Here is a 23328-nt window from a genome sequence, read left to right as displayed (position 1 = left end):
TGCACAAGACAATACGTGACGCTTGTCATGTTAGTTAGTAACTAACTGGATGATAACGTCGTCTCTGCCCCCGAACAGGATCGGCACAGCAACCAACGAGATGAAGGGATACCCGCGGTGGCGTCAGCGTTGTTTCGGCTGGGAAGGTTCTGCTTCCAGCACAGGTGGGGAGTGATCGCGGGATGGCTGGCCGCGGTGGTCGGCTTGGCCGTAGCGGTGCAGGTTCTCGATCCGGCCTTCGAGAAGAACTTCGACCTTCCAGGTACCGATTCGGGAACGGCCACGAGTCAGCTCGCCGAGTACTTTCCGGCGGTCGACGATCAGCAGAGCAAGGCCTCGACGAGCGTGCTGGTCGCCGCCGAGGACGGTTTGCTGGCGCATTCATGGCAAATCGACGGAATGGTCGCCCAGTTGCGCACCCTCGACGGGATCGCCGACCCGACGACGATCGTCAATCCGCTGACCGCCGCCGAGGCGAATCCAGCACTGGCGTCGTCGATCATCGGCGACAGTGGCAGGGTTGGCTTGATTCAGGTCCGACAGGACATAGAGTCCTCCGAACTCGATCCCGGCCAGCGTGAGAAGCTCATCGACATCATGGACGAGTTCCGCACCGGCGAGCTTCAGGTGGAGGCCAGTGGCACACTGATGCAGGTCAATGATGGTGCCGCTACCGCCGAACTGCTCGGTTTCGGCGTCGCGTTCGTCGTCATGATCATCGCTTTCGGTGCGCTGATCGCCGCGTTGATTCCCCTCGTCACCGCGATTGTCGGGGTGATCGGCACCACCATGCTCGTCACCGTTGCCGCGCAATTCCTCGACATCAACACTATGGCCACCGCCATCGTGACGATGCTGGGGATCGCCGTATCGATCGACTACGCGTTGTTCATCGTCACGCGCTACCGAAGCGAACTGCACCGCGGCGGGTCGCGGGAGGACGCGATCGGACGGGCAGTCGGTACCGCGGGATCAGCTGTGGTGTTCGCGGGCTTGACCGTGGTCATCGCCGTGGTGGCCCTGATGGTCGTGGGAATTCCGATCATCACGCAGATGGGTACGGGCGCCGCGGTCGCGGTCGTCGTCGCGGTACTTACGGCACTGACCCTCATCCCGGCGGCACTCGGCGCGGTCGGTCAGCGGGCGTTCGTTCCCGAGATCCCCTGGATCAAGCATGCCGAGCCCTCGTCGACCTCGAACTCGCTGACGGTACGGCTGGGCCGCCTCGTCACCGGCAAGCCCATCCCGTTCATCGTCGTCGGACTCGCGATCCTCGCCGCCGCTGCCTTTCCGGCCACAAAGATGGAACTCGGTCTTTCGCTCACCTCCGATGCCGAGCAGCCCGCGCAGTCGCTGCTGGCTCGCGGGTTCGGCGAGGGGATCAACGGTCCACTGCTGGTGGTGCTCCACAATGACGCCGGTCGGCCGATCGACAGCGTCGCGCAGAGCACGGTCGACTACATCAAGACTCTCGACGACGTCACCAACCCCGGCGCGCTGAGCTGGGTCGGCAACGGTACCCCCGATCCGAACAGCGGCGCGGACTCCGCGCTCATCACTGTCACCCCGCGCAGCGCTCCCGCCGACGAGGCCACCCAAGACCTCATGGAACGCATCCGCGAGTTCGCGCCGACCGTGGAACAGGCCGGCGCCCAGTTGCACGTCGGCGGACAGACAGCCATCACCTCGGATCTGTCGTCGAAGCTCAGCACAGCTCTGGTTCCTTACCTCATCGTGGTGGTGGGTCTGGCGTTCCTCATCATGATCGCGGTATTCAGGTCGCTCTGGGTGCCGTTGGTCGCAACGGTCGGTTTCGTTTTCTCGGTGCTCGCGACGATCGGCCTGACCGTTGCGGTGTTCCAGGACGGAGCCGCGGGACTGGTCGAGTATCCCGGGCCCATCGTGTCGTTCCTGCCGATCTTCCTCATCGGCGTGGTGTTCGGTCTGGCCATGGACTACCAGGTCTTCCTCACTACCCGCATGCGAGAGGAGTACCTCAACGGGATGTCGGCCAAGGAGGCCATTGTCGCCGGCTACCGCCACGGCGGGCGGGTCGTCACCTCTGCGGCGACCATCATGATCTGCGTATTCGCGGCGTTCATGCTCGCGCCCGACACAATCTCGAAGATGCTCGGCTTCGGTCTCGCGGTGGCGGTGCTGCTCGACGCGATCATCATCCGCATGATGGTCGTGCCGGCGATCATCGGGGTCCTCGGGGACAGGGCATGGCGTTTGCCGCCCTGGCTCGACAGACTGGTCCTCGACTTCGACATCGAAGGGACTGCGGTACGAGACAACGGACTGCCCCCGGTACACGACCGCGTGTCCGACCCACAACCCACTATCACAGGGACTCGATGAGCACTCGGGACGACACCGAGGGCCGGTCGGCGACGCCGACCGGCCCTCGGCCGCGCCACAGCAAGAAGCACACCCGCGACACCATCCGCGCTGTCGCATTGAGGTTGTTCACAGAGCAAGGGTTCAAGCGCACCACCGTCGAACAGATCGCCCGGGAGGTGGGCGTCTCGCATATGACCGTCTTCCGACACTTCCCGACCAAGGAGATGATCATTCTCGACGACGGCCTCGGCCCTCGCATGGAGGAACTGATGCGCGGTCTCCCGAAGGGCCTGCCCATCTTCGACCTCACGCGACAACTGGTCACCGGTCTCTATGCTCTCGGTACCGCAGACCCGTGGGCGAGAAACGCCCAGCGACGGCAACTCATCGACAACGAACCCGAACTGCGCGCCGCGGCGCAGGCCCAGGGGGACCACAGTTTCGGCAATCTTGCGCGGTTCTTCGCCGAGTACACCGGTCGTGAGCCGGACGAGCTCGCCGTCCGCGTATTCACCGCTGCGCTCACCGGCGTCCTGCTCCACGTGATGACCTACATCGACGATCTACTGCAGCCGGGGACCCTCGACGAGATGATCCGTGCGATCGATCTGCTCGAGCAAGGACTGCCACTGTGACATCGCCGGTGCAACCTTGAACGGTGCGCGCGCTCGGCGGATGCCGGCAAGCCCCGGGCAAGACAGTCTGCTCGGTGACGGCCGCCCCCGCCGATCGACGCGAGGGTCGGCGCAGATGGGGTGCGAGCGGCCAGGCCGCCGGGGTCATGATCATCTCGATCGTCGCGCTTCTTCGACCAACCTTTGCATCGACGAGTGCGGCCCCAGGTCGACAACGTCGGCCGTCTGTCGGTGGTGACCGCCGTATGGCCCACGAGACATCGGCGCTGACGCCTACCGATTGCCATAGCGGTGCCGCCGACGTTCCGCGCCTATTTGGTTCCTTGTGTCACATGACGGAACTGCGCTAGCGTGCCAGCCTCAGCCCTAATTCCATTTCACAACAATATATTCCATATGTCAGAATAAGCGGACAAGGGCGTCTTCGGCCGGCGAGGACCGCGTCGGATCGAGCCGCGTACGAGTCGGCGGCCTACGTGGAGGAGAAGTTCCATGGCTAGACGGATTGGGGTTCCGTCCGCATACATCCCCATCCATGACACACGACCGGCCGGTGAACGGCCGACACGGGCCCGTTCAGTGCGGGACCACCACCCCGCAACATCCCGCCCCAGGGCTCTTCCCTTCGTCCGGGTCCACGGCGGCGCTCGCCTCGCGGCACCGGGACTCCGCGCGAGGAGTCCACATTGAGCACCGAACCGCAAGGGGACGACGAGGAGTCGGCTGAGGTCCGGCCGATCGAGCGCCCGCCGCGCGCAGCCACGTCACGAACGGCCGTGGCCCGCCTTGTTCTTGTGGCCGTCGCGGTGGTTGCCGTCGTACTCGTCGGGCCTGGGATCGTCGATCTCGGCGTCCTCACCGACCCGGAACGCCTTCGTGCTCTGGTCGAGTCGAGCGGTGTCGTTGGGCCACTGGTCTTCATCGGACTGGTGACGGCCGCGCACTTCGTCATCCTCGGGGCGCCTGTTTCGGCTGCCGCTCTGCTCATCTGGCCCGGATTCGAGGCGGTCCTGTGGGTTACGATCTCGAACATCGTGGCCTCGACCGCGGTCTTCCTGATCGCTCGCCGGTTCGGTGTGGAATCGCTGCACAACCGTATTCCTCACAAGGTCCGGAACTACATGGAGAGGCTCGAGACCAGGCCTGCCAGGACGATCGTGTTCCTTCGACTGGCGCTGCAATTGAATCCGCTGGTCGATGTTGCTCTCGCCGCGTCGCGTATACGTTTCAAAACCTACCTGATCTGCACCGTCGTTCCGATGGCCGCCATCGCCGGATTCGTCGTCTTCGCCGGGAAGGCTCTCATTCGTTTCGCCACGAACGCGCCCGCGTCGTTCTGGTCGACCACCGCGGTGATTGCGGTGGTCGTGACGGCAACGGCAACTATTCTTCTCCGCCGCCGGGCACGCCGACTGTCCGGGGACCGGCCGGCGAGGGACGCCTCACCGGTGACCATGCCGAGCGAGGTTACGCCTCCCCCCATCTCGATGAGGAAGACGGGAACGTAAGCCGATACCGCTACTGGACGATCGACGACGGCACGGGAGCCGTCCCCGTCCGACTGTCCGATGGCGCCGTGCTCGGAACCGGGCGGTCCGCCGGTGGCGCAGAACGTCGGCGGCGGCCAAGTGACCCGTCAAGCTCATCTTCCACGCCGGGGCCACCAGATCGTTCAGGCTCGTCGGGGTATCGGTCGACACTGATGCGGATAAGGAAGCGGGTGATCGGCTCGGCACCGGTGTTGCGCAGAAGGCGGCGCCTCGTGAGCCGGTAGGCGGTGCCGTCGTAGTCGAGGCGGGCGGCGTCGTGCTCGACAACGAGATCGGTTCCGGGTACTGGTCGAACAAAGCTGGTGTGGTGGTCGGTGTGGGTTTGGAGGCGTGGAGTTTGGCGGTCTCGTAGTCGCGCCAGCGTTTCCAGATCGCGGTGCCTGATTCGAGGGCTTCGTCGGCGCGGCGGGCGAAGTCCACGGTGGGTCGGTGGCGTCCGGATTCGATGTGGCTGACGTAGGAGGCGTCGAAACCCATCCTTGCTGCGAGGGCCTTCTTCGCCAGCCCTTTGACGTCGCGCCAGTAGGCGACTTCAGCGGCGAAGGCTTCGGCGGCCTGTTCGACGCTGATGCTCTGCTGTCGCTGTGGTGTGTTCAAACCTCGAGCCCCCGATTGCGGTGTGATCGCGTGAATGGAATGAACCGTGAGTGAGTTCAGTTCAGCATTCCCTCACCCCCACTGCCACCGATTGACTGAACCCACGCCTGCAGCCGGTCCGCCACCCTCAACAACGGTGGTGCTGCGGCTGAAACACACTCAGCAGGTGAGCATTTCAGAAGCGGTAGAGGATGATCAAGGTACTCGTCACCGGTGGGGCGGGCTTCATCGGCTCGCATGTGGTGCGTCGGCTGCTGCGCCGGGAGTCCGGGTTCGAGGTGACGGTCCTCGATGTGCCCACCGGTACCACCAGCAGCCACGATCAGCCGAACATTCGAATGCCGCGGACCTGCCGAGTTCCCGTTGATGACTGTGCTCCCAGTGATCGCGTCGAGGTCCGTTCTAGGTGAGTGCACGAGATTATCAGTCGGGTTGGCCGTCAAGTGTGAACGGCGCGAGCTGCGTAGGACTGCCACCAGCTACGAGTACAAGACGCCAGGGGACGACGTTGCAGCGGTGCTGCAAGGACCCTGCGCTGTCAGCAACCGAACAGACTACTAATCGGACGGCTCGAACCCATCCGCTCGCACCGCATACTCCCCGATCGGTCGATTGGGTGACTGCACTGTCCCTTACGCCACAGATTCGCCCCGTCGGGACTGCCTATGCCGAGTCCTCGGGGACCGGAAGCTCATCCATCAGCTTCCCCGGCGTCGTCTGCAGACCAGCAGTAAATTTCATGATGTTCTCCACCCGCGGACTGCGTTGCCCGCGTTCGACTTGCCCGAGGTAGGTCCAGTGGACTCCGCACGCATGAGCGGCGGCTTCTTGGCTCCAGCCGAGTTCGGTGCGGCGGGCACGTACCCGTGCTCCGAACGCCGCAGCGGTCGGATTGAGCGCGGGCTTGCCTGGACTGGACATGTCGGCCCAAGCACATACGTCCCACGCGTATTGATCCAGAGCGTAATCGTCCTATGCACTTCCATCCCATGCATAAGCGTCCTATAATGCTGGTCCGCGGCGATCCGGCCCATCAAGCGAAGCGTGTCAGCTCGCCGCTTCCTCGGCACGACACCGTGTGATGACCACTTCTCGGCAACCTTGCAGTGAATGCACGTCCGCTGTTCGATGAAGAGATCGGAGCTCGAGATGCATCTCGTTGGCGCCGGCCCGGTGGGGGTCGTATGACGCCGATTACCCGGCCTGCGGGGACAACCGCTGCGGTGGTTCCCGCAACGATCCAGGCGCTGCCGTTGCCGAATCTGGCTGCGCTGTCACCTATTCGCGGCGAGCGCGAACACTACGCCGTGTCGGCGCTGACTCACCACGGCCGCTTGTGCTCGAAACGGATCACCGAAGCGCTGGGCTGGTCGGATCTGCGGTCCCTCGCGGTGGACATCGATGCCGGAGCGGTCGTTCTCACGCCGGGGTCGGCGCCTCGATCGGCGGCGCTGCGCGACGGCTGGATCTTTCTCTCGGCCGACATACGCCGCGGTTGTCTGCTGCAGCCGGGCGATCAGGTCCTGATGGTCGGGTCCGTGAGTCGGTCCTCGGTGAGGCTCTATCCCCCGCACCTGCTCACAGCCATCCTCACCGCCCAGCACCGACACACCACAGAGGAGTCGCGGTGAAAGACGAGTCGGCGGTCGCCGCCGCCCGGGTGCTTCTCGACCAACTCGGCATACGCCCCGAACAACTGCTCGACATCACGCACGCAACCGCATCCGCCCACGCCGACCAACCGCCCCCTGCTGAGGCGGGGTTTGCCGAAACATCGGGGTCCACGAGGATTCCGACCTTCGCTGCCTACGTGGCGTTGGTCGAGGCGGCGGCTTCCCCGGGCTCGTTACGCAACTACGGGCCGTATTGGAAGCGGCTTGTCGAGGTGTGGGGTAGCCGGTTGATCACCGAGCCCAGTGCCCTCGAGATTCGGGCTTTGGCCGAACATGCGAAGAAACATGCTGTGGTGCGGCGCAACTCCCGCGGAGGGCACAGTGCCTATGAGCACATGCTCGCCGCGGTCCGGCGGGTATACCGGCACGCCGATGACGACGGCTACCTCACCGACAACCCGGCCCTGCGAGTGCCCAAAAACCGGCGGCCGCCCAGCGGCCGCCACGCCCTCAACGACCAGCAACTGTCGGAGATCTTTCACGCCGCGGCCACCACAGGCAACGACCGCGAACTCGACGCGCTCATCCTGCGCCTGCATGTCGAAACCGCCTGTCGGCGAGGCGGAGTGCTGAATCTTCGAATCCGAGACCTCGACCCCCGCTACAGCCAGATCTACCTCCGCGAAAAGAACGAAACGACACGGTGGCAACCGATCTCCCCCACCCTCATGCACCACCTGCAAGACCACATCCACCAACGCCCCTGCTCCAGCGCCTCTGGCCAGGACCGATCCGACAATGCTTCTGTCCTGCGTTACAGGAACGGGCGACATCTCACTTCCCGCCGCTACGACCACCTTTGGAACCGGCTGCGTGAACATCTGCCCTGGGTCGCCGCCTACAACGTCAGCGCCCACTGGCTGCGTCACACCACCCTCACCTGGGTCGAACGCAACTTCGGCTACGCCGTCGCCCACGCCTACGCCGGCCACACCGATGCCACCAGCGACACCGGATCAACCACGACCTACATCCGCGCCACCCACGAAGAAGTCGCCCACGCGCTCGCAGCCCTCACCAACGAACCCCACCCGCTTGATCGCGGACCCACCCAAGCACCGACACAGCCCGCGACCCGCACCCGTCACCCGTGGGCCGACAACGCGTCTCTGCGGTGAGCTCCAGGCCACCCTCCAACTCGGGGACCAAACCTCCGAGCTCACGGGCCCGACTGCCCTACCGAGGTGGGGCGAGGGCGCCCCGGATCCTCGGAGGTCGTTGTGGTGATGGCGGTTTCTCGTCGCCCAGGCTGGCATCACGCTAGGCGACCTCACGAGGGGAATAGTACGTGGAATGGCCTCGAAGTCGTCCGGGACTCACTCACCGGACCGGGGACGCAGTCATTCTCCTTGGCGGGTGTGCCTCCGAACGCTGCGACGGAGCGTCATTGATGACGGCAATCGGCGATATCGCGTCGCACCCACCTCGTGCAAAATCAGCCCGCGAACGCCGAGATCGTTGCGGGACCACCGGCGATGGCGCTGATTGTCCTGTTCGCTCGTCGGCGACTGCGCCGCGACCCATGATCAACAGCTGGTGGGCGATAACCAATCGTGGCCCTTGAACCAGGCAAACCGGTCCAGGGGCCGCGATCAGGGGTATCGTACCTGAGCGATCGCTCGGTAACTGACAAAGCAACTGTATGCGCTGCCGAGGAAGGCATACAAATTCGAGCCGAATGGCTCAGCCGATAGCAAGCCTGTCGGCGACGGCGTGTCTCGCGCAGAGAATCGATTCCGGCCCAGCGGGTTGTGCTGCAATAGAACTATGGGCACGCCGCCGGTCGATGTTCGACACCAAGCGTCTCAGCTGGGTGCCGCTGTAGCCGCCACGATCCCTACGGCATCCGCCGACAATCTCCTCATCGGCAGCTGGAACCTGCGCATGTTCGGCAACCTCAGCCGCACCTGGCAGGCCACCTCCACCGACTCCCCCAAACGTGACTGGCGTGCGGTCACCCTCATCGCCGAGGTGATCTCCCGCTTCGATGTCGTTGCCCTGCAGGAAGTCCACCGCAACACCACCGCCCTCACCTTTCTCCTGGAGCAACTCGGCCAGCATTGGCACGTCATCGCCTCCGACGCCACCGAAGGCGACGCAGGAAACGACGAACGCCTCGCCTTCGTCTACAACTCCCGCCGCGTCCAACCCTCCGGACTCGTCGGCGAAATCGTGCTGCCACCCATCGCGGACAAACCGGTCCGCCAATTCGCCCGCACGCCCTACGCGGCCAGCTTCGTTCGCGGCACGACCGAATTCATCCTCACGACCGTGCATGTCCTGTGGGGCGACAATCCGGCGCAACGGCTGCCGGAGGTCACCGCGTTCGCGCAATGGATGCGCTCATGGGCCGACCGCAAAACGGACTGGAACGACAACCTGCTGGTCCTGGGCGACTTCAACCTCGACCGGATCGGCGACCCCCTCTACGAAGCGTTCGTCTCCACCGGACTGTGGCCACCCACCGAACTCAACACCGTCCCCCGCACAATCTTCGACAACGACAACACCAGGCACTTCTACGACCAGATCGCGTGGTTCTCCACCCCCGACGGAGACAGCCTGCTCACCTCGCTGACCTACACCGGCCGCGCCGGATCCTTCGACTTCCTGCCCCACTGCTACCCCGGGCTCACCCGCAACGACGTGTCATGGCGGATTTCCGATCACTACCCACTCTGGATAGAGATGCGAACCCACGCCCCGTAAGCGAGCGTCCCGGCGTCAATTTTCAACTGCCTCTCCGAGGCCGCCGGGACCCTATCGACGAGGAATGGTGACCCAGCCCTCAGCGCACGACTCGCTCATACGCGCTGATCTGCGGAGATGCTCGAGGTATTCTCTGGTGGGTGGGTTATGAGTGGCTGCCATCGGCGATCAGTCGTCTGCAGGGTCTGGGCACCGATGAGGTGATCGCGGCGCTACTGGACGCGCGGCGTCGATGGGTGCAGCGGGTCGAGACGAAGTCCGGTGCTCGCGGGCTGGCGGTCTGGACCCGTACACCGGCGGGCGCGCCGATCCTGGTCGTCCTGCGGCCGCTGGAGGGCCGGGATCAGCAGATCACCTACGCCGCGCCGATGACCCCGCAGCAGCAAGCCGCGTTCGAGGAGTGGGAGAACAACCAATGAGCGCACAGGACAAGGACACGAAGGCCCTGCTCGAGGGTGAGGAACTGGCCGCCGCCGCCGAGGCAGGCGAGCTGGTGTTCGGCGAGCCGGTGGACGCCGAGACGGTGCTGCCTTCCACTGCCGACGAAGACCCGTTCGTGGTGACCACGGTGCGGCTGAGGATGCGCCAGAGGAAGCGGGCCGAAGCGGAGGCTCGCAAGCGTGGCATCGACCTCGCCGAACTTATCCGAGGCTGGGTGGACGAGGGCTTGGCCGAGGTCGAGGACGACTACCAGGTATCGGCCGCTGACCTGAAGCGGGTGCTCGCCGGACTGCGCCGCACCGCATAGGCGGGTTGGGATTGCTGGGGTCGGCGTCAGCTGCATCAACCTCGATGCCGGGTGCCGGTGTGTTGAGGGTGGCTGCGAGGGCGTCAGCGGCGTGAGCGAGTGGTTGGCAGGCATTCATTTCGCTCACGCCTCAGCAGCGCGAGGCGTCGGGAAACGGAAGCAGGTGGCCGCGCTCCTCAAGCAACTGCATCGCCTGCCGCCGCCGGCAGATTTTAATATTGGCGAAGTGGCGCCGTTCGTACGACTGGAGGAGCGGATCGGGGCTGCCCAGAGCTGGAGCGACGAAGATCGGCAGTGGCTGCGCGCACGTATCGCCGATCTGCAGCAGAGGTGGAGGGGGACTGCCGAAAGGCTTGCCTTGGTGTGATTCACGGTGGTGCCTGGGTCGGCAACGTGGCCGCCACGGACGACGGCCGAGTCGTCCTGCTTGATCTGGAGCGGACCTCAATCGGGCCGCCGGAGTAGGATCTGGTGCACACGGCGATCAAGTGGAGATCGTTCTGGTGGATCACCGAGGAGCAGTACGACGAGTTCTGCAGCGTGTATGGCCATGACGTCACAGAGTGGGCAGGCTTCGAACTGCTCCGCGATATCCGGGAGTTCCACATGACCACGATGGCAGTGCACACGGCATCAGCGAATCCAGCGTTCGAGGAGCAGGCTCGGCACCGATTGGCGACCATCAGAGGCGATTGTGGAACACGTCCATGGTCGGTGTGGAAGGCGTTGGAGTAACGGCGATGCTCAGGCTTCGCAAAGCTGCTGTCTGCCTACAGATGTCGGTGGTTCGGTGTAGCGTCACCTGCCTGTGGCGATAACTGATCGGGATCGGAAGCAGCTCTGGGGTCTCGCGGCGGCAAAGTGCGCAATCTGCCGACACACGCTCGTAGAGCCCGCCAAGGCTGAGGAGGACCGGGATGCTCTCATCGGCGAAGAGGCGCACATTGTCGCGCAGTCGCCTGGTGGCCCACGCGTTGGTGTACCCCTCGAGGTTGACATCGACAGCAATGAAAACCTGATTCTGCTTTGCCGAAATCACCATCGCGTGGTGGACGAGCAGACCGCCAAGTACACCGTCGAAGTCCTTAAGGCGTTGAAGACGAAGCACGAGAGATGGGTTCATTCGCGGCTTCACACGGTGCAAACCTACTCTGGACCGACCCGGGTGGTACTGAAGGATCCCGAACGACCCGTGGTGCTACCGAGAATTACCACAGGGAAGCAAGCGTGGAACGTTGTTCATAAGTCTCATGGCTACATGCTTGAAAGTCCGGACGAGGATGAGGCTTCTGCAGAAGCATGCGATAGCGCGGATGTGTTCCTGACTTCAGCGCGGGATTGGGGAGAAGTTAGTCTTGAGGTGGAAGATCAAGGCCGCACTGGTATTCGCGAGGCCGAGCGCTCTATGCGTGAATTGCTGGATGAACTCTCTAGCCATAATCTAGTCGCTTTCGGCGCATCTGTGGACATGGTTCTGAGGGGTGGCGGAGGGCCGGACAGCGATTGGAAGACCGCAGTTATCGTTGTGCGACCCAAAGAAGCTGTGGGCGACATTGACTCGCTGATTGTAATTTTCGGCGAGCTGATGGATCTGCCCTCTTTCGAACCTGAATCGGCAGACGAACGTCGGGCGGGAATGGGCTAGCAGGTCGCGGAATTTTAGTGGGCAGACCATGATTTCAATCGGTAGCGTATCCATCCAACCAGAACTGCGATAGGTGTTTTGGGATCTACGGTTGCCGACGAGTCGAGGATCGCGATGAAATACCCAGATGACATCAACGTGCTTGAGCACGGCATCGTCGTGCCGTCTCGGACGAAAATCTCCTCCTGCGGCGTAATCGCAACGACGCGCATTCCGATCTACTCAGGCTTCACGCTTACAGTTGTCGACGTCGATGGTTCCTCTCTCAATGAGCGAACACTAAACATCACCAGGATCGACCGCGCCCACACAATTTCGGATTTCTACGAAGAGTACGATCTCCGTTACGCACTTCACTCGACGCTGTATCACCTGAATCAGCTGATAACTCTCTATGCTCGTGGCTGTCAGCTCTTCGAGGATACCTATCCACACCCAAAGGATACAGCGCAAGGAAACGTATCCGATCCCCGTATATTCTACGAGATCGACGCACTGCTCGGCGCGGCGCGAAGAGTGTACGAAGTAATTCGTAAGGTCCTATGGAAGCATCACAGTTCGGGGTCGTCTGGCCGCTGGAGGTCGATCAGAACGGCGGTGAAATCACCGTTGCTTCCAGCGGAATTCGCAAAAACTCTTGCGAACAGCTGGGATACCTACGGCGAGACTCTCGCCGACTATCGCGACTGCGTCGCACATTACGATCCACTGACCAATGGACAAACGACGTGTTGGATGGATCGCTTCGATGGAAGGTGGGGCATGACAGTGAAGCTCCCCGGAAATCCGTCGGAGAAGAGTCGTTTACGATTCGACTTCGAGTCCGGACCGGACGCCCTTCAGTACTGTCACATGATTGCTACGCACCTGGTAAAGCTCGGAGAGGATGTGACTGCGCTACCGGCCGTAGCCAAACACCTCAGGGGCATAGAGACAGAAGAGTAGCGTTCCGTGGAGGGCCGTTTCTGCCAGTCAGCCACCTCCAGCTCCACCGTTGGCTGTTGAACAACACGAAATCCATTGCCATATAGAGTAACTCAGCTTGTTGTATGACTGCCGTCCGTTCGTGTCCGATCGCTCATCCGAGCACTCGACTCGTCGCCCGAATGGACGATTGAGCCGTGTCCCGGCTCGTCATTAGCTGAAGGCGGCTCCACCCGACCAAGTGCCCCGCGAGGCGGACCAGCTCGATGTCCCCCATCAACTGGCCGCCCGCGGTGGGCCGTCATCGGTGTCCTGCGGCCGTAACCGTAAGCGCAAGAGGCGTTTACCGGCCTGCTCACACAGAGGAGAAAGACGATGTCCACAGCCGAAGGAGGCAAGGAGATCGCCCTTGCCATCCGTATCGACACCGCCCGGCACGCCCAGCTCACCTGGATCGCCGAACTGCGCGGAAGCAACCTCAAGCAGGAATGCTTCAAGGCCGTTGACGGGTACATCGAAGCCGCGAAACAGGATCCGGAGCTGATCGCCAAGGCCGAGGCGTCGACCCGCGGCAGCGTCGCAGTAAACAGACCGGCGAGTAGCGGTTGGACAAAGAGCGGCGTTCAACCCCCGCTCACACGGCCGGCGGATAGCGAATCGAGGAGCCATCCTCTTCGTTATCCGACCGGCCACCTATTAAAGCTAATTTCCCGAGAGGAGATGACCATGAACGAGAGATAACCTAAGCCACAACCCGATTCAGGCGAGCCGCACTCGGGTCGAACCCGTCCATCCCGCCTGGACCGTCCTCGGACTGCACTGCCGCCGCCTGCACGAACTCATCACCCGCGACCGGCTCACCACAGCCGCAGACGTGTTCGCCGCAGCGTCGGTGAGCCCCAGCGCCGGATACAACACCCTGGCCGTCCTCACCACCGCCGGACTCATCAGCCACACCCGCGGCCACCTACAGCCAGGAATCGTCAGCCTCGATGACATCGCCCACGCGCATGGGCTTCACCAGCAGCGCATCCAGCGCCTGGCTCGCCATCACCAACACCGAGCAGCCTGGAAACACAGGCTCAGCCACCACGACCGACCCACTCCCTGCCTCGCACGATCACCGCCGTAACTGCTCGGCCGGCCCGCGCCGCAACCGCGCACCACCGAACCGCGGACAGTGAAAGACAACCCAACCCCCGCACAGGCACCGCGCTCGCGTCCGGCCCACCCCGATCCTGGAGCGCCGGTGTACGGTGCGCGGGAAGGTCACTCGGGCAGTCGTGGGTGTGCGTTCGCCGACCGTGCCGGTCGACGAGGGCGCCCGCTGCCCGGACGGCTCATGCGATGCGCTGTTCTCGTGATCCTCGGATACAGCCTCGGCGCGCACCGCGCGCGGGCGTGCCCGGTGTGGCGGCCGCAACCGCCACGACAGCAGGAATGGTCGCGCGCGACCGACACTCACGGTAGTCGAAATCTACGTCGAGGCATCCGACACGCCGATCGCCGGTGGCCGCTGGCTGATCGCGACAGACGCGACCGTCATCTACGAGCGCCCGACTGGGGTGCGGGTGGCTTCCACCGTTCCGGCGTCGCTGCTTCGGCACTCACCGTCAGACTCGCGTGTTCTGGCGCGGTCCCATCGGCGACTCGGCGAAGCAGCGCCGCCCATAGGCCTACTCCCTCTTTCGCGCCAGAGCGGTCGCCAGAGAACAGATCGGGTCACGGCAGCCGTCCGACCAGACAGAAGAAACCTGGAGCAGGGAAGATGTTCCGACCCCGCACTATTCCTCGGGCGACTCCGGTGAAGACGGCACGTTTTGCGAGTGCCTGGCGGTGACTGACCTTCAGAGTCAGGACCACTTACTGCTAAGGCGTCAGCGGGTGTAGATCATCAACCGCGGCCTGCGCAACGAGTCGGCGTCCTCGCGCGCCGCCATCCAGACGCTGCGCGTCGCGTCGGTGAGCGTGTCTTCGGCGTTGAGCGTGGCATCGCCTGGATTGAAGCGGATCTCACGCGTGAGCATGAAAGATGCGCTGTTGTCGATCTGCGTTTTGAGCCAGCGCGTCACGTCGGTGCCAAAGTGCCCGGCCTGCGCCAGCCCGGTGAGGTGGCCGACGAATTCCGCGCTCAAGCCGACATCGGTGACAAAGTTGTCCTCGATGCGCGTGGTCGGCGTGTCCTCGTAAGCCAGGTTTGGTGCGTTGTAGCCCTTCACGCCGGTCTCGGTCCACGAGTCGTCCTCGATCCCGTAGACGTGCGCGATCGCGTTCATGCCGATCGTCCCATCCGTCGTCTTCGCTTGCCCGTACACATCGAGCACGGCGAAAAGGATGTCGTCGCGGTCGATCCACGATGGGATTTGAAACCGCAGGAAGCTCACGTTGCGGGCGCCCGCGCTGTTCGTGCTTCCGGCGGCCCACAAATTGGAGCTAGTGCCGTAATTCGTGAAGCGATTGACACCGCCCTTGACTGTAGCGTCGGCCGCGGGCGTCAGCGTCGTAAATCGGATGACGGACGGCGTCGGAATTGTCATCAGCGTCACGCTTTGCGCCGCCACCGAAACGGGGAACGTCTTGCTCGAGACGTTCATCACCGAAGCGTTGCCGCGGCGCTCGGCCGACACGGTCTCGGCCATGACCGCGGTGGGCCCAAAGCTCAGCGCGTTCGCATTCAGGCTCGCATTGAAGTCGGTGGTCGAGCCATTGGCGATCATCACGTAGTACACCGACTTGGCGGCGTCGTACGACGCGACCGCGTTCACGCCTGCGTTGCTCGAGCTGACGGTGTAGCGCGGATGCGCGCCCGAAAAGCCCTTCGCGAAGAGCCGCGCGACCTCGGCGAGCATGGTCGCGCCGCCGACCTGATTTCTGCGACCCATATGGAAGCAACCCTTGGGATCGGCGGCGTCCTGGTGGAACTTCGCGATGTAGAGGCTCTTGTCGGGCTCGACGCCGGAGATGCCAGGGTCGGCGTACGCGTCATGAATAAGCATCTGACCGAACCTCGAGAACTGGCTCGGCGTGTCCGCGGTCGTGCCCGAAGGCCAGGTACCCGTCCGGTCGATGTTCGTCTCGGTCAGCGCGACCTCCATGAGTGGAGCGCCGCCGGGGTAGTTGTCCAGATACGTCCAGACGTCCTCCATCTGATAGCGAGCTGCGTCGATGCCCTCGTACTTCTGGAACGCGTAGGTGTGAAACAGCGTGGAGAACGAGTCGGCCGCCGCGAGCGACCAACCATAGAAATTGTCGGTCACGCGATGCTGAATGACCGAGCGCCCATAGCAGCTACCGGACGTGTCATCGACGATCGCCGGATCGCAGAAGTAACCCTTGTTGCCCTCAGGCGAGGGGCCACTCAGCCAGGCTTGCGACGCGGAGTTGGTGTAGAGCGTGTTGTTCCCGAGCGTGGCCGGCGCGACGATCTTCGCGGTCAGGAGCGGGTCGCCGCAGTACGTGCGTCGCTTATTGATCGTCTTGATCGCGAGCTGCACCGCGTCGGATGCGAGCCGGAGGCGCTCGACAAACTCGAGCTTGGTGAGACCTGTCGCAGAGTTCGGCTCGTTGTAGAACAGCCAAGTCGCGGCTTGCCAGCGCGTCGCGGCGTAGTACGCGTGCGTAAACACGTTGCGCCACAGGATCCAACGGTCCTGCCAATACAACGGCTCGGCCGTGTCGGTGCGGAGCGGAGCGCGAGACTTCGACAGCGTGATCGAGAACAGCGGATCGTCACCATCTCGAACCTCTTCATCGATTGTCTCTGCGTTGCCGCTACCGGCCCACGTCGCAAAGACCTTGTTCCAGTCGACGAACGCGCTCGGCGTGCTGGCGCTGAGCTGCGCGCCACACTGCGCGCTCGGCCCGTTGCCGAGGATGCTGTCGTTGATCTCGGTGCGCATATGCATCCGGCGGCGAATGAACTGCGTCGCGCTCGCGACCGGCGCGGGCGGCCCTTGGTCCTCGAACAGCAAATCTTCGTCGAGCCAGTTGCGCGCGCCACTCATCTCGGAGTGACGCATCCAAGTCGCTTGGTCAGGACGCGGAAGCGCGTGGAAGTTATAGCCGACGACGCGCGGAGTCGTGCCGCTAAACGTGCCACTCACGGTGAGCGTGACGCTGCTTTGAGCGCGCACGGGTGAAGAAGACAAGAGCGAGAAAGACAAGAGCAACGTGGAGAACACCGCGATCGTGTACTTGAGCATGAAACCCCCTTCGCGCGACTCTTACTTGCCGTGCAAAAAGTTACGGTCGGCAGAAGCAGCATGCCGGGAGTCAAGCAACCGAGAAGGCTTGGCGCATAGGTTAGTTCAGCGATCTGGACCAAGATCATCGCTGTCGGCTCACAGGTTGTTGTGCGCGAAATACGCGAAGGGCGCGCTGCGCGAGGGACCGTCGTTGTTCGAACACCTGCTGCACGCGAGGATCGTCCCGCGGCAGCAGCTTGCCGTCCTGCACGACACTTCCGGGTCGCTCGAACCGGTAGACGACTTCGTCCGCGGCGTCATTGACCGTGACGCACGGTGCCATCAGTGTCGCGTTCATCGTGCGGAATCCGCGTCTGATCTCGGTCACCAGATAGTCCACCTGGGCACCGAGATCGAACAGTATCGCCGCGCCCAACACCTTCCCGTTGAGGCTGTGGATGAATAGTCCCGCGCGACGCCGCGGGTGCGTCCACTGCGCGATACCGATTCCGGGTCGACGAGGACCGCGCTTGGCGGCAAAGTCACGGTCACGCACCTGCTCGGCGGTGAAGTCTGTCAGCCGTCCCGCAAAGTCGCGCGCCCGCATCGGTTGGTCAGCCGTGCTGCCCTCGATCCGATTCGGCAGCAATGCCGATTCGGCGATCAGGTTGCCGACCAAACCCGCGGCACCGTTCACCGGGTAGCCGTATCGATCGATCAGCAACTGCATTACGGCAAGGATGCGGTCGTTCCAGTCCGACGGTGTCCGCGGTGACGGCGGTGCTCCGCAGCGACGGCAACGGTGTTCGACGTCCTGACCTCCGGGCATTCGGACCGGCGCTGCGTCTCGGCCGCGCCGGTACTCGCCGAGTTCAGCCTGCACGCTTGCCTGATCGACACCCTTGTAGGACCAGACTATCCACGAACCGCGAACATCGATGTGCGCGAAGTTCCTACCGACGCCGATCCCTATCTCGTTGCCGCACGAGTCGACGGCGAGCTTGGCGATGTCTAGTCCGCTCAGGCCTACGATTGTGATGTCGACTGCCTGGCCACTGCAATGCCTGCTGAGCTTCGGCGTGTTGGGCCGGGATGCCTCGACGTTGCGCTTCCACGAGCGGTAGCCCGAGGTGATCTTCACCGGCTTGCCAGCGCGGTCGCGTATTGCCTGGAGGCAGCGGACCAACGCCGGGGAGATCCTGGCGCGCTCGGCCGGGACTCCACCGCTCGTCACCAGTTCACCGACGGTGAAGTTGGCCGACAGTCTCTTCGCGCGTATGTCGGATGGTGTGTCGTACAGCGGCAGGCCCGTGTTGTGGGGGTCCCAATGTTCCTCGCCCGGATCGTCGGGCCCCCGCCTGCTAGTCAATACGAGCCCCGACAGAAACGACTCGCACTCGGGTGCGTCGGTCTCCGTGTCGGTCGCCTCCTCCAGCAGTGCTTCCTCGACTTCGCCGGACTCGACATCACTCGGGTATTCGGCCTCCCGATCCGGCTCGTAGTAATCCCCGGTGTCCGAAGCGGCTTCGTCGCCATACTCGACATCGAGCTTGCCGACTGTGTACTCCGGCGCAGCTTCGTCGTATTCCTCGCTGTCGTATTCCTCGCTGTCGTATGCCGCGCTGTCGTAAGCCTCAGCGTCGAACTCGCGCGCTCCGGTGACCCCGGGGAGGTCGGCCGAAGCGTCCGCGAGCACTCGCCATCCGAATCGCCGCGGAATATTGCTGTGGCCCACAGTGGTTCGTTCGACGCGGAAGTTCGGCGACTTCGCGGCGCGGATCGCCCGGTTGACCGCCTCGCTGTTCGCGGCGGTCCCCTCGCCGGGACGGTAGACCACGCGTAGTGCACCCGTCCCGGCTGCAAGCCGCCGTTTCGCCCACGTGATTAACGGTGTCGCGTCGTTGTAGAGCGCGTCGAATGCGTGGATCTCGTCGGGATCCGTGTGCGCCAGGATCCGCATCAACGCTGCACCGCCGCCCGAATGCGCGGTGAGGATGAGCCGATTCCGGCGTACCGCGGCCCCGGTCTGTGCGGTGAACCGGGCGAGGGCCTCGTCGACGAGCTGTTGCAGCCCGCCTGGGCGGGTCAATACCGGGAAGGTGTACCGCGCCGGGTTGTAGCCCTTCGGGGTCTGGGGGTCGTGATGACCACGGGGAAGCACGAGCAGGGTGGGAGTGGTCCGTCCGATAGCGGCGGGGCTCGCGGGGTCGGCGAAGTCCAGTCCGCTGATCGGGAGCTTGCGCGCGTTGATGTCGATGTCCTTTCCGCCCCCGTGGTGGCCGTGGAGGTGGACGACGACGTCGACGGCCGACGGCTGGGCCATCGCATTCCACTTCAGCACTAGATCGGGTGGCGTTCCTGCGTGCGATCTCAGCATCGGCAGCTGCTTCACCACAAGTTTGCCCGCCGCAACTCCGGCCAACGGTGTGGACGCTGGCGTGGGTCGTGGCGCGTCGGCACCGGCCTGATACCTGATGACGGCGAAGAATCGCGCCTGCGGGCCGTCGAGACGCAACCGGCCGTCAGGGTGTGTGAGTATTGTCTTCTCGTCGACGTTCTGCCGCACGTTTCCGCCGATGACCCGTATGCGCCCTGGACGGACCGCGGTCACGATGTCACAGTGCGTTCTCCGTCGTTGCGGGTCGGCAATGTTGTCATATGTCGCCCCGCTGTTGGCCCGGGCTGCACAGATGAGGTCACCTACCTGCGGCGCTACTTCGGTGGCGCGGTACGCCCAGAACGGGCTCGCGGTGTTCCGTGTGAGCCGGTTGTGCCGGGCGGCGCGAATGTAGTTCTGGTGCGCCGCAGAGTAGGCGAAAGTGTTTCCGGCGCCGGCCTTCCGCATCACCCAGGACACGAACACAGCGCTCCACGGATGCGCCTTCTGAAATTCGGGGCTCTGCAGTTGCGCCGCGGTGACGGGCGCTCCGACGCCATTTCGGTAGTAGTCCTGGAGAATCGGCGTGGCTGCGGGTTCGGTCTCTGCTAGCGACCGGGTGCCCGACGGCCGCCACCGTGTGAATTCCTGCTCCGCGATGCGCGCGATGACACTGCACAATACATCCGGCGCGGCCGGCGTCGCGGCCGCGGCCCGCCGGCGGCTCTGATGGTAGGCGTCAAGTTCGGTTTCCTCGCCGGGTACGACCTCGTCGAACTCACCGGCGATGGTGTCGTCCTCGTAGTCGACCTCGCCGAACTCGCCGGGATCGGCGTAGTCGTCGGCTTCGTACTCGACGTCGCCTTCGTAGTCGACCTCGTCGGCGTACGATTCGGGGCCCGCGGGATTGGCCTTCCATGTGTCGTCTTCTTCTGTTTCCCAATTGTTTTCGAGTTGGTCGTCGGCCTCGAACGTTGTGTCCGGCGTGGCCAAGACGTCTTCCTGCGTGGGCCACTCCAAGGTCGTGCCATCCGGTTGCGACTCGGCGAAGACCGAAGATTCGCCGTCGAGCGCGAACTCAGTGCCGCTGTCGAGCATGATGCACCTCTTCTACGGGAGCTTCAAAGGCCCACGGATCTGGTAGCCGCCGAGGGTCTTCGACTCGATCCACCAAAAGCCCTGCACGTCGATCGCTGCGGCGTTGTCGGCGTTGTTGTCGCCGTTGACGGTCAGCCAATCCCACGCAAAAGCTGTCGATCCCGACCGGATTCGACGTGCCATGGCCGCTGCTATGCGGTCTCCGTTCGGTTTGTCGCACGGCGCCCGTCCCCCGTAACCGAGCAGCGCGGTGAGGCCTCCCTGCCGGTTGGCGAGAAGTTGTGACCATGCCAGCCCGGGCCCGACCAGTGGTTTCTTCAGGAACAGGTGTTCACCAAGATTGATCTTGAGCATGGAGCAGCCCGCGATAATCAGCACATCCGGGCTCACGCCTACCGTCCACAGCGGAAGAATCTCGGCCGGCCCGAGCCAATTGTCGAATGTCGACCCGCCTTGCCCACACTGCTTTCCCTGTGTATCAATGGCCAGCATTCCGCTCGACGACAATCCGTGTCCGGAGTAGTAGAAGAACCTCGCCGGGCTCCTGCCGAGACGCCGTTGCCCAGCTGGAGCGCGCCAGTGCGGGCGTGGGGCGACGCGCACCTCGAGGACTTGCACACCACCCGCGCGGAAAAGGTCGAACGCGTCCGGGGCCTCCCGGAACTCGTCGGCGGTGCGCGACCCGGCACTCAGCGGTTGGGTCGCAGCGCCCCGATGCAACGCGTCCAGGTTCCTGCGGAACTCACCGTCGCTCGTCGCGCCACGTCGCCCGACGATGGCGACGCTCAGATCGCCGCCGAGAAGCAGCGGAGCCAGTTCGCGCAACGGCTGCGAGGAGCGATACCGGATTCGACTGGGCTTGGTTGGATCCGCCCCCGTTTTGGGCACGTCGACTCGAATCGGTGCTCCGCCGGGAGACGTCACGAGATTCGGCGGGTGAGCGGCGATCTGAGCAACGACAGCGACGGGCATCGCCGCGGCCGGCAGGCCGGATGCGGATATCTCGACATCGACGGTCGTTCCGTGCAGACCGATGATGTGGTCCCAGTCGATCGCCCGTCCGCTCGCATCGGTGAACCTGCACGTCTCGACCGTGACTTCAGCGACGCCAGCACTGCCGACCGCGATCGAATCAAGGGGCAACCAGGTGTTTTTCCCGACCCTGCCGTCGTGCTCCTTCAGCTGGCCAGGCAAGGAGACGACCTGAAAGGCCCTGACGGCGTCGCGGGTTCTGGTGCCATAGACACAGTCCAGAACCAGCGGAGCGTGGGGCAGGCCGCTCTCGCCGTTGTCGACACGATGGCGGTGGAAGGCGTTCAACTTACGCTGTACCTCCCGAATGCTCGGGTGGACGGCGCCCTGACGCAGCACCGGTGGACGATCCGTGGGCGCCACCGTGACATCGCGGCACGGCCCGACTGCGCCGAACTCGCCCAGTGCCTCCTCGGCGAACACGTCGTCTCGGACCGGCCACACCACCGGTGCGAACGGCTGCGCCTCGGAGAGAGGGACGAACACCGACGACTCGGTCATGACGTGCCGGGCTTCGGGTCAGGACCGGGTTCCGACGGGCCTGCCGTTGGTGGACGACGGCCGTGGTGCGGTCGGTACGAATTCACGCGGGAGTGTGACAGGCTGCGCCGAACGAGCCGGTGCCGCACCTCGCCTCATAGTCACGGCCAGGTCCTTGACCCGTTCCCCGGTCGCAGACTGCCACAGGTCGGTAATGCGGTTCATGATCCGCGCCGCCAGCGAGATATTGACGTTGTAGAGCAGAGGCGCCGCCAGCGGCGCGTCGAACATCCGCAGCTCGAGTGCCCAGAGCAACGGCGAGACCAAGTCGGCCAGCTCGAAAAGTTCACGCGCTTGGCGTGACGGCGCGATTCCGACCCGTTCCCCGATCGCCGCGAGCCGATCTGCGGCGTTGCCGCCTGCTCCGGCGGTGGCGTGCAGGTCGAGAACCACGGAGTTGTCGAACTCGACGGTGAGATGGAACCAGCTGAGCATGCAGACGTAGGAGAACTCTTCACGCGAGAGCATTCCGCCGCGACGACGCAACCGGAGCATCTCGCCGATCGTCCGGGACAGGTAGGCGATGTAGCTGTCGTCGGTGGGTTTCGGCCCGCTCGTGTTGGTGACGTTTTCAATTCCGAGCCACACCTGCCGCAGCAGCTCGTTCCACAGTTCGAGGAACCGGGTGTTGCTGGTCGTTCCGGTGTCGCGCTTCCACGGCTGCCCTTCGATCCGCGCGCCTGCCGGATGCGGCAGGTCGAGCCCGAACATCCGCCAGTACGCGTTGCGCCTGTTCACCCCAGCGTCGGGGCGCAACTGGCTGGTCAGGCTGCCCACCCGGAACAGCGGCGGGTCACGGAAAAAGAGCTCCTCCGTTGCCCGCAGCCACACCATCGTGTCGAGCCTCGGCGTCGGCAGCGTTTCCCCGACTGCGTAACGGCGGGCAACCTCGCCAAGGATCTCGAAGACGCCCGTGCTCTCCACGAGGTATGCGTACATCATGTGCTGCCAGCTCGCCGGCGGCCCGAACGGACGTGGCTCTGACGGTGCGGGTTGCTGCGTGCCGAGCGGCGGCAGGTTGTAGCCGGGCGGGAGCAGGAGTGAGGTGCTCTGTGGGACGTTGACACCCGAGTCGGTCATGAGTGGGCCGGGCGGGAGCTGGGTCCGCGTGATGGCGCCCGCATCACCGAGCGGCACCTCCGCCGGGAACAGCACGTTCGCCCAGGCGACGACGCCGCCGGTGCGCCAGATCTCGTCGAGCCATCTGCTCAGCTGCTCGGGGTGGAAGGCAAAAACCGTGTCCGCCGGCGTCAGGGGTGGGGCCGGTTGAGGC

20 protein-coding genes and 1 pseudogene are annotated in these 23328 nt (G+C 64.1%); 14 read left to right on the top strand and 7 right to left on the bottom strand.

Going from position 1 to position 23328, the window contains the following annotated elements; all coding sequences use genetic code 11:
• Positions 1-117: 117 nt before the first annotated feature.
• The 3 genes from HOV91_RS29475 to HOV91_RS29465 all read left to right on the top strand — a co-directional run bounded on the left by HOV91_RS29475 (position 118) and on the right by HOV91_RS29465 (position 4486).
• Complete coding sequence (locus HOV91_RS29475) at positions 118-2361, top strand: MMPL family transporter (protein ID WP_174188578.1); 2244 nt, start codon at positions 118-120, stop codon at positions 2359-2361.
• Entirely contained in the window at positions 2358-2978 is a 621-nt protein-coding gene (locus tag HOV91_RS29470; RefSeq protein WP_174188577.1) for a TetR/AcrR family transcriptional regulator, read from the top strand. The genes HOV91_RS29475 and HOV91_RS29470 overlap by 4 nt, the downstream gene beginning before the upstream one ends.
• Before the next feature lie 794 nt (positions 2979-3772).
• Complete coding sequence (locus tag HOV91_RS29465; RefSeq protein WP_174188576.1) at positions 3773-4486, top strand: TVP38/TMEM64 family protein; 714 nt, start codon at positions 3773-3775, stop codon at positions 4484-4486.
• On the opposite strand, the gene HOV91_RS41145 is transcribed toward HOV91_RS29465, so the two are convergent.
• Positions 4421-5125, bottom strand: coding sequence for a helix-turn-helix domain-containing protein (locus HOV91_RS41145; protein ID WP_174188575.1), 705 nt, complete (start codon positions 5123-5125; stop codon positions 4421-4423). The genes HOV91_RS29465 and HOV91_RS41145 overlap by 66 nt on opposite strands.
• Before the next feature lie 191 nt (positions 5126-5316).
• Here HOV91_RS41145 and HOV91_RS40635 point away from each other — a divergent pair, with 191 nt between their 5' ends.
• Positions 5317-5535, top strand: coding sequence for an NAD-dependent epimerase/dehydratase family protein (locus HOV91_RS40635; RefSeq protein ID WP_174188574.1), 219 nt, complete (start codon positions 5317-5319; stop codon positions 5533-5535).
• A 253-nt stretch (positions 5536-5788) separates the two neighbouring features.
• On the opposite strand, the gene HOV91_RS29450 is transcribed toward HOV91_RS40635, so the two are convergent.
• Positions 5789-6046: a helix-turn-helix domain-containing protein gene (locus tag HOV91_RS29450; protein WP_174188573.1), complete on the bottom strand. Its 258-nt coding sequence runs from the start codon at positions 6044-6046 to the stop codon at positions 5789-5791.
• A gap of 302 nt (positions 6047-6348) precedes the next feature.
• On the opposite strand from HOV91_RS29450, the gene HOV91_RS29445 reads away from it, so the two are divergent.
• The 10 genes and pseudogenes from HOV91_RS29445 to HOV91_RS29400 all read left to right on the top strand — a co-directional run bounded on the left by HOV91_RS29445 (position 6349) and on the right by HOV91_RS29400 (position 13565).
• A complete protein-coding gene (locus HOV91_RS29445) occupies positions 6349-6756 on the top strand; it encodes a hypothetical protein (RefSeq protein WP_174188572.1) in 408 nt (135 codons plus the stop codon).
• Entirely contained in the window at positions 6753-7916 is a 1164-nt protein-coding gene (locus tag HOV91_RS29440; protein WP_174188571.1) for a tyrosine-type recombinase/integrase, read from the top strand. Before HOV91_RS29445 ends, HOV91_RS29440 begins: the two co-directional genes overlap by 4 nt.
• Positions 7917-8565: 649 nt before the next feature.
• Positions 8566-9507, top strand: a complete 942-nt coding sequence (locus tag HOV91_RS29435; RefSeq protein WP_174188570.1) for an endonuclease/exonuclease/phosphatase family protein — start codon at positions 8566-8568, stop codon at positions 9505-9507.
• A gap of 140 nt (positions 9508-9647) precedes the next feature.
• Complete coding sequence (locus tag HOV91_RS29430; RefSeq protein ID WP_174188569.1) at positions 9648-9926, top strand: hypothetical protein; 279 nt, start codon at positions 9648-9650, stop codon at positions 9924-9926.
• Positions 9923-10255, top strand: a complete 333-nt coding sequence (locus HOV91_RS29425; RefSeq protein ID WP_174188568.1) for a hypothetical protein — start codon at positions 9923-9925, stop codon at positions 10253-10255. Before HOV91_RS29430 ends, HOV91_RS29425 begins: the two co-directional genes overlap by 4 nt.
• Before the next feature lie 91 nt (positions 10256-10346).
• Entirely contained in the window at positions 10347-10622 is a 276-nt protein-coding gene (locus tag HOV91_RS29420) for a hypothetical protein (RefSeq protein ID WP_174188567.1), read from the top strand.
• 441 nt (positions 10623-11063) lie between these two features.
• A pseudogene (locus HOV91_RS41140) lies at positions 11064-11240 on the top strand (hypothetical protein); the annotation flags it as partial.
• Between the two features lie 63 nt (positions 11241-11303).
• Complete coding sequence (locus HOV91_RS29410) at positions 11304-11900, top strand: hypothetical protein (protein ID WP_174188565.1); 597 nt, start codon at positions 11304-11306, stop codon at positions 11898-11900.
• Between the two features lie 114 nt (positions 11901-12014).
• On the top strand, positions 12015-12845 hold the full coding sequence (locus HOV91_RS29405; protein WP_174188564.1) for a hypothetical protein: 831 nt from the start codon (positions 12015-12017) through the stop codon (positions 12843-12845).
• 354 nt (positions 12846-13199) lie between these two features.
• The gene (locus HOV91_RS29400) at positions 13200-13565 is read left to right on the top strand and encodes a hypothetical protein (protein WP_174188563.1); all 366 of its coding nucleotides are present in this window, start codon (positions 13200-13202) and stop codon (positions 13563-13565) included.
• A gap of 226 nt (positions 13566-13791) precedes the next feature.
• Here the strand turns inward: HOV91_RS29400 and HOV91_RS40630 are convergent, their stop codons facing one another.
• From HOV91_RS40630 to HOV91_RS29380, 5 genes are all read right to left on the bottom strand, one after another.
• A complete protein-coding gene (locus HOV91_RS40630) occupies positions 13792-13914 on the bottom strand; it encodes a hypothetical protein (protein WP_281371017.1) in 123 nt (40 codons plus the stop codon).
• 787 nt (positions 13915-14701) lie between these two features.
• Complete coding sequence (locus HOV91_RS29395; RefSeq protein ID WP_174188562.1) at positions 14702-17026, bottom strand: CBM96 family carbohydrate-binding protein; 2325 nt, start codon at positions 17024-17026, stop codon at positions 14702-14704.
• A 124-nt stretch (positions 17027-17150) separates the two neighbouring features.
• Positions 17151-20483 (bottom strand): phage tail tip lysozyme, encoded by a 3333-nt coding sequence (locus HOV91_RS29390; RefSeq protein ID WP_174188561.1) that lies wholly within the window; start codon positions 20481-20483, stop codon positions 17151-17153.
• Between the two features lie 12 nt (positions 20484-20495).
• Positions 20496-22016 carry a peptidoglycan-binding domain-containing protein gene (locus tag HOV91_RS29385; protein ID WP_174188560.1) on the bottom strand — a complete coding sequence of 507 codons (1521 nt, stop codon included), beginning with the start codon at positions 22014-22016 and terminating at the stop codon, positions 20496-20498.
• 18 nt (positions 22017-22034) lie between these two features.
• Positions 22035-23328, bottom strand: a 1294-nt coding sequence (locus HOV91_RS29380) for a hypothetical protein (protein WP_438822702.1), incomplete at its 5' end; no start/stop codon positions are given.

Source organism: Nocardia barduliensis (assembly GCF_013315795.1).
Taxonomy (GTDB): Bacteria; Actinomycetota; Actinomycetes; order Mycobacteriales; family Mycobacteriaceae; genus Nocardia; species Nocardia barduliensis.
Note: the sequence above shows the minus strand (reverse complement) of the source record. Positions and strands in the feature narration are given on the sequence as shown.

Excerpts from the sequence above, each read along its gene's own strand:
- HOV91_RS29450 (WP_174188573.1), bottom strand. The coding sequence starts at position 6,046 with ATGTCCAGTCCAGGCAAGCCCGCGCTCAATCCGACCGCTGCGGCGTTC.
- HOV91_RS29390 (WP_174188561.1), bottom strand. The coding sequence starts at position 20,483 with ATGCTCGACAGCGGCACTGAGTTCGCGCTCGACGGCGAATCTTCGGTC.
- HOV91_RS29385 (WP_174188560.1), bottom strand. The coding sequence starts at position 22,016 with ATGACCGAGTCGTCGGTGTTCGTCCCTCTCTCCGAGGCGCAGCCGTTC.
- HOV91_RS29405 (WP_174188564.1), top strand. The coding sequence starts at position 12,015 with ATGAAATACCCAGATGACATCAACGTGCTTGAGCACGGCATCGTCGTG.
- HOV91_RS29400 (WP_174188563.1), top strand. The coding sequence starts at position 13,200 with ATGTCCACAGCCGAAGGAGGCAAGGAGATCGCCCTTGCCATCCGTATC.
- HOV91_RS29435 (WP_174188570.1), top strand. The coding sequence starts at position 8,566 with ATGGGCACGCCGCCGGTCGATGTTCGACACCAAGCGTCTCAGCTGGGT.
- HOV91_RS29395 (WP_174188562.1), bottom strand. The coding sequence starts at position 17,026 with ATGCTCAAGTACACGATCGCGGTGTTCTCCACGTTGCTCTTGTCTTTC.
- HOV91_RS40635 (WP_174188574.1), top strand. The coding sequence starts at position 5,317 with ATGATCAAGGTACTCGTCACCGGTGGGGCGGGCTTCATCGGCTCGCAT.
- HOV91_RS29470 (WP_174188577.1), top strand. The coding sequence starts at position 2,358 with ATGAGCACTCGGGACGACACCGAGGGCCGGTCGGCGACGCCGACCGGC.
- HOV91_RS29425 (WP_174188568.1), top strand. The coding sequence starts at position 9,923 with ATGAGCGCACAGGACAAGGACACGAAGGCCCTGCTCGAGGGTGAGGAA.